Here is a 5,302-nt window from a genome sequence, read left to right as displayed (position 1 = left end):
CCAACAACGCCAACAACGCCAACAACGCCAACAACGCCAACAACGCCAACAACGCCAACAACGCCAACAACGCCAACAACGCCAACCGCCGGCGGTGAGACTTTACGGGACGCACCTTCAGAAGGCAGGTGAGATTTTTCGGGAGACGAACCGACCGACGCGAAACGCGGCGCGAACGGCTCGTCATCGACCACATCGGGCTGGGCGGCGACACATCGGCGGGCACGCACGAACGCGCGTCCGTCGATCCGTCGCGCCCGAGCGCGAGTGAACGCGCTTGCCGGACGGGATCAGGCCGCGAGCTTCGTCGCGGCCTCATCCACCTGCATGCGCGAGACCGAGAGCTCTTCGAGCAGCGCTTCCGAGTAGACGGCGCCCGTCTCGCGTTCGAGGCGCGCGACCGTCAGCGCGCAGCGCGCGCTGTCCTTCGGCATCGCGATGAAGCGCTTGATCGATTCGCCCGCCTTGAATGCGTCGAAGAGCGGCAGCCGCACGTCGTCCGGCAGCGTCTTCGTCCATTGATACGGCTTGCCGTTGAACGTGAGCGACGGCGGCAGCGAGCGCTCCTTCTTGCCCGCCGCGATCAGGCCGTAGGTGCGCGCGGCTTCGCCGATCTGCTCGGGAGAGAAGAGCTCGTCGGGCGTGATGTCGAATTGCGCGATGTGGTCTTCGATTGCCTGCATCGCGGCCGCGCGATCGTCGCGCTTCTTCTGCGCGCGCGCGACGATGTCGCGCAGTTCGTCGGCCTCTTCGGGCGTGATCGTGAAGCTTGCCTGCTTCTGCTGAAGTTCGGAGAAACGTTGGAATTCGAGATCGGTCAGAAGTTTGGCCATGACATCCATGAGTCGCCCGCCGTCGGCGAAGACGGCGGCAGCGTTTTGAAGGGGGCGCTATTTTAGCGTAGCGCCGCGCGGGTGGCGGAATCGTGTGCGCGGCTCGCGCGCTGTGCGACGCGCCGCGCGTGCATCATGCGTGCGCCGCGCGTGCGTCATGCGGTGCGTGCGAGCAGCCGCTCCACTTCGCGCGCGATCGCGAGCAAACGGCGGTCGTTGCCGGCCGGGCCTTCGAGCATCAGCCCGACCGGCATGCCGGTATGCTTCGACAGGCCTGCGGGAATCGACACCGACGGCACGCCGCCGAGCGTCGCCGGCCCCGTCTGACGAATAACGCGTGCAAAAAGCGCGTGCGCGGCGTCGGGCGGAAGATCGTGGCCGCTGTCGGCGACGAGCGGCGCTTCGCATTGAACGGTCGGCAGCACGATGCAATCGACGCCCGTCCGATGGAACGCCTGGTCATACCATCGCACGATGCTTTGCAGCACGCGGATCGCGGCCGCGTACGCATCGCTCGACGGCGGCGCGTCGATCAGCGCTCGGAAGATGTGCCGCACGTCGTCGCTGCCGAGCCGGGCGACGAACTCCGTGAACGGCTGATCGAGCCGCTCGGCGCTGAAGCGTTGCCAGTACGCGAGCGCCTCGAAACCGGCGATCGGGAAGCCGCACGCTTCGTCCGCCTCGTACAGCGCGCGGGCGGCGAGCGGGATGAGCCGCGCGCCCGCACCCGTGAGCGCGGCGAGCGCGCGCTCGGTCAGTTCGGCGACGGCCGGATCGAGCCCGTCGAAGTATGGCGCGTCCGGCACGCCGATCGTCAAACCGGCGAGCGCGAGCGGCGCGGGCTCGGACGCGTCGCGCGTCAGCACCGCGTCGAGCAGCAGCAGATCGTCGACGCTATGCGCGATCGGGCCGACCGTATCGCGCGTCGGCGACAGCGCGAGCACGCCTTCCGTCGAATAGCGGCGCGGCGTCGGCCGCAGCCCGGCGACGCCGCAGAACGCCGCCGGAATCCGCACCGAGCCGCCCGTGTCGGTGCCGAGGCCGAACGGAATGCCCGCCGCGACGGCGGACGCCGTGCCCCCGCTCGAGCCGCCCGCGATGCGCGCCGGATCGTGCGGATTGCGCACCGCGCCGAAATGGCCGTTCGCGCTCGTGATGCCGAACGCGAGCTCGTGCATGTTCGCCTTGCCGATCGGCACGGCGCCCGCGTCGAGCAACTGCTGGACGGCCGTCGCGTTGTGCGCCGCGCGCAAGCCGAGCAGCGCGGGGCTTGCCGCGTGCGTCGGCATGTCGGCGGTGAAGATGTTGGCCTTGATGACGAACGGCACGCCCGCGAGCGGCAGCTTGCGGCCGCTCGCGATCTGCGCGTCGACGTTCGCGGCGGCCTCGCGCGCGATGTCCGGCGCGACGTGCGTCATCGCGCGGAGCGGCTCGATGAGCGCGAGGCGTTCGAGTGCGGCCTCGGCGTGCCGGATCGCGGGCGTGCGCCCGCTGTTCACGGCGTCCGCGACGTCCCGCACGCTGGCGGGCCGGGCGAAGGTTTCTCGGTGTGACGACATGGGCCTGTCTCCTTGTGCTGCGCGCCGGCGGACGCGGCGCGCGTTTTCGGCTGGATCGGAACGGCGAGGCCCAGATGATTTCACATTTGCTTCGGACGGATGCCGAGTGGGCGTCAGGCGGCCGTCTCCTTCCACATCGACAGATGCCTGGCGGTTGCGCGCAGCTGCGCGGCGACGTCGTCGATCGGCGGCGCGACGTATGCGTCGATCCGGCGGATGTACGGACACGTGAGCGTGGCGATCGCATGGCCCGAGGGCCCGAGCACCGGATACGCGATGTCGGTGACGCCGAACGCCTGGCGGCTTCCCTGCAGCAGCCGCCCGGTCGCGCGAATCTCGCGCAGCAGCGCGTCGAATTCGCCCATGTCGAGCGCGGTCTCGCCTTCCACCTTCGTATGCTCGGCGAGCATTTGCGCGCGCTGCTCCGGCGTCTGGAACGCGAGCATCACGGGGCCAGACGCGGTGTCGACGAGCCCGATGCGCGAGCCGAGCCGCACCGAAATGCCCCATCCGCCCGGCCCGTCGACCTGCGCGATCACGAGCAGGTTGCCGCGGTCGTAGACGGACAGGTGGCACGACTGCTCGGCGGCATCGGCGAAGCGCTGCATCGGCGGCAACGCCTCGGCGATCAGCCGCTTGAGCGGCGGATGGCGATGCGCGAGCGTATAAACCTTGAGGCTCAGCGTGTAGCGGTCGCCGCCCGGCGAGCGGATCACGTACTGGCGCGCGACGAGCCGCTCGAGCATCCGGTAGATCTCGCTCGCGTTGCGGCCGAGCTCCTTCGTGATCTCGGTGCGCGTGAGGCCTTCCTTCTGTTCGGCGAGCAGTTCGAGGATGTCGAGCCCCTTGTCGAGCGCAGGGGCGCGATAGCGTTCGATTTCCTCGCAATCCTGCGTCTCTTCCGCGGCGTCGGCGAGCTGGTCTTTCCTGGGTTTCATCGGTGAGTCGATCTGGTGGAACGCGACGCATCGATCGCCGGCGCGGCGCCTGCTTCGCGGCCGCGCGCATGCATCGATGGATCATTAATTTGTCTGTAAATTAAGTAACTGCTCCAACGGCAATGATAATCAACGGATGCGAAATCAACGCTAACTTTGCCGACAATTGTTGAATAAGAGTATCGGTGTTGCGTCGATGGAGTCAAAGTATGCGTCGGGCTGCTCGGCAAGAATCGGCGTGGGGCGGGAGCCCGGCGCGAACTCGGCGCGAAACCGGCGCCGGGAACGCGCACCGGTGCGAACGTCGGCGCGGGGGCGCGCGCGGCAGGCCCGCGCGGCGGGCCTTCGGCGGCGATGACCAACGGCGTCGGGCACCGTTGCCGACGGTGATCCCGCACGTCGCCGGCGTCTGCTCCAATAGTCGTTATCCGCGATGCAACGTCTCACCGTGTGCGACGGGTGGTACAAATTCCGCAACGGGCTCACGCACGGCGCCGTCGCGCCGGCCGCATCGCGCTCGCTGGGTTCCCGTCCGTCCAGAACTGAAGAGGTCGCCTGCCATGAAACTGCTTCGTTACGGCCCCGTGGGCCAGGAAAAGCCCGGTCTGCTCGACGCCGACGGCCGCATTCGCGATCTGTCGCCGCTGATCGGCGACGTCGCGGGCGACGCGCTGTCGGACGCGAGTCTCGCGCGGCTTGCCGCCGCCGATCCCGCGTCGCTGCCGCTCGTTCCCGGCGAGCCGCGGATCGGCGCGTGCGTCGGCCGGATCGGCAAGTTCGTCTGCATCGGCCTGAACTACGCGGACCACGCGGCGGAAGCGGGCCTCGCGGTGCCGGCCGAGCCCGTCGTGTTCGGCAAGTGGACGAGCGCCGTGTGTGGCCCGCACGACGGCATCGAGATTCCGCGCGGTTCGGTGAAGACCGATTGGGAAGTCGAGCTCGGCGTCGTGATCGGCCGCGCGTGCAAGAACGTCGACGAGGCGGACGCGTTGTCGCACGTCGCCGGCTATTGCGTCGTCAACGATGTGTCCGAGCGCGAATGGCAGATCGAGCGCGGCGGTCAGTGGGACAAGGGCAAGGGCTTCGACACGTTCGGGCCGATCGGCCCGTGGCTCGTCACGCGCGACGAAATCGCCGATCCGCAGGCGCTCGATCTGTGGCTCGACGTGGACGGCCGGCGCTATCAGAACGGCAACACGCGCACGATGGTGTTCACGGTCGCGCAGCTGATCGCGTACCTGTCGCGCTGCATGAGCCTGCAGCCCGGGGACGTGATCTCGACCGGCACGCCGCCCGGCGTCGGAATGGGCGTGAAGCCGTCGCCCGTCTATCTGAAGCCGGGGCAGACGGTGCGCTGCGGTGTCGCGGGGCTCGGCGAGCAGTTGCAGACGACGCGCGCGGCGGTGTGACGCCGCTGAGTGTCGGCGCGCGGCGGGCGATAAGCCGGTAGCGGAAGGGCGGCCGTCGGGCCGCCGCGGTGTGCGGTGGCGCCGCAGGCCGTGATGGAATGGCCGAAGCGCAATGTGCGTGAGCGATCGACATTCCACTTCATCGCGCGGCGGAATGTGATGAACGGTTGCATGCTCACGTGCCGTTTCCGCGGGCTGACCGGCAAGTCGCCGCCTCGGTGGCTTCAGACCGCGTATACCACGCAGACCGCGCGTGCGAGGCGCGCGCAGCAATGGCCGGAGACGACGGCGCTATCGGCCGCCGAGCAGATCGCGACCGAGGCGGGATTCGGCTCGGCGAACGCGTTGCGCGAGCGCTTCGGGCGGATCGTCGGCGCGACGCCGAGGCGAAACCGGGAGGCGTTCACGACGCAGGCCGCTAGTTGACGGCGAAGCGGCGAGGAGGGTGGTGGCGCGGAAACGAGCGCGCGCCGGCAGTGTGCGTCGCGCGGCTTCGCCCGTTACTTCGAGCGTCGGCTGGCGTATCGTGTCGAACCGACGAACCGACGAGCCGACGAACCGAC

General features: G+C 69.0%; 5 protein-coding genes. 1 reads left to right on the top strand and 4 read right to left on the bottom strand.

Features of this window, described 5'->3' with window-relative positions:
* Positions 1 to 290 precede the first annotated feature (290 nt).
* The 3 genes from WS91_RS26110 to WS91_RS26100 form a co-directional block, all read right to left on the bottom strand.
* Entirely contained in the window at positions 291 to 842 is a 552-nt protein-coding gene (locus WS91_RS26110) for a hypothetical protein (RefSeq protein WP_038755239.1), read from the bottom strand.
* Between the two features lie 146 nt (positions 843 to 988).
* Positions 989 to 2,392: an indoleacetamide hydrolase gene (iaaH, locus tag WS91_RS26105; protein ID WP_059671300.1), complete on the bottom strand. Its 1,404-nt coding sequence runs from the start codon at positions 2,390 to 2,392 to the stop codon at positions 989 to 991.
* 113 nt (positions 2,393 to 2,505) lie between these two features.
* The gene (locus tag WS91_RS26100; RefSeq protein ID WP_059671299.1) at positions 2,506 to 3,330 is read right to left on the bottom strand and encodes an IclR family transcriptional regulator; all 825 of its coding nucleotides are present in this window, start codon (positions 3,328 to 3,330) and stop codon (positions 2,506 to 2,508) included.
* 560 nt (positions 3,331 to 3,890) lie between these two features.
* Between WS91_RS26100 and WS91_RS26095 the strand changes: the two genes are divergently transcribed.
* Complete coding sequence (locus WS91_RS26095; protein WP_038755245.1) at positions 3,891 to 4,739, top strand: ureidoglycolate lyase; 849 nt, start codon at positions 3,891 to 3,893, stop codon at positions 4,737 to 4,739.
* A 291-nt stretch (positions 4,740 to 5,030) separates the two neighbouring features.
* Here the strand turns inward: WS91_RS26095 and WS91_RS37630 are convergent.
* A partial coding sequence (locus WS91_RS37630) for a hypothetical protein (RefSeq protein WP_231752099.1) occupies positions 5,031 to 5,302 on the bottom strand: 272 nt, incomplete at its 5' end.

The sequence above is a fragment of the Burkholderia sp. MSMB1498 genome (assembly GCF_001526245.1).
Classification (GTDB): domain Bacteria; phylum Pseudomonadota; class Gammaproteobacteria; order Burkholderiales; family Burkholderiaceae; genus Burkholderia; species Burkholderia savannae.
This window is presented reverse-complemented; position numbering and strand designations above follow the sequence as displayed.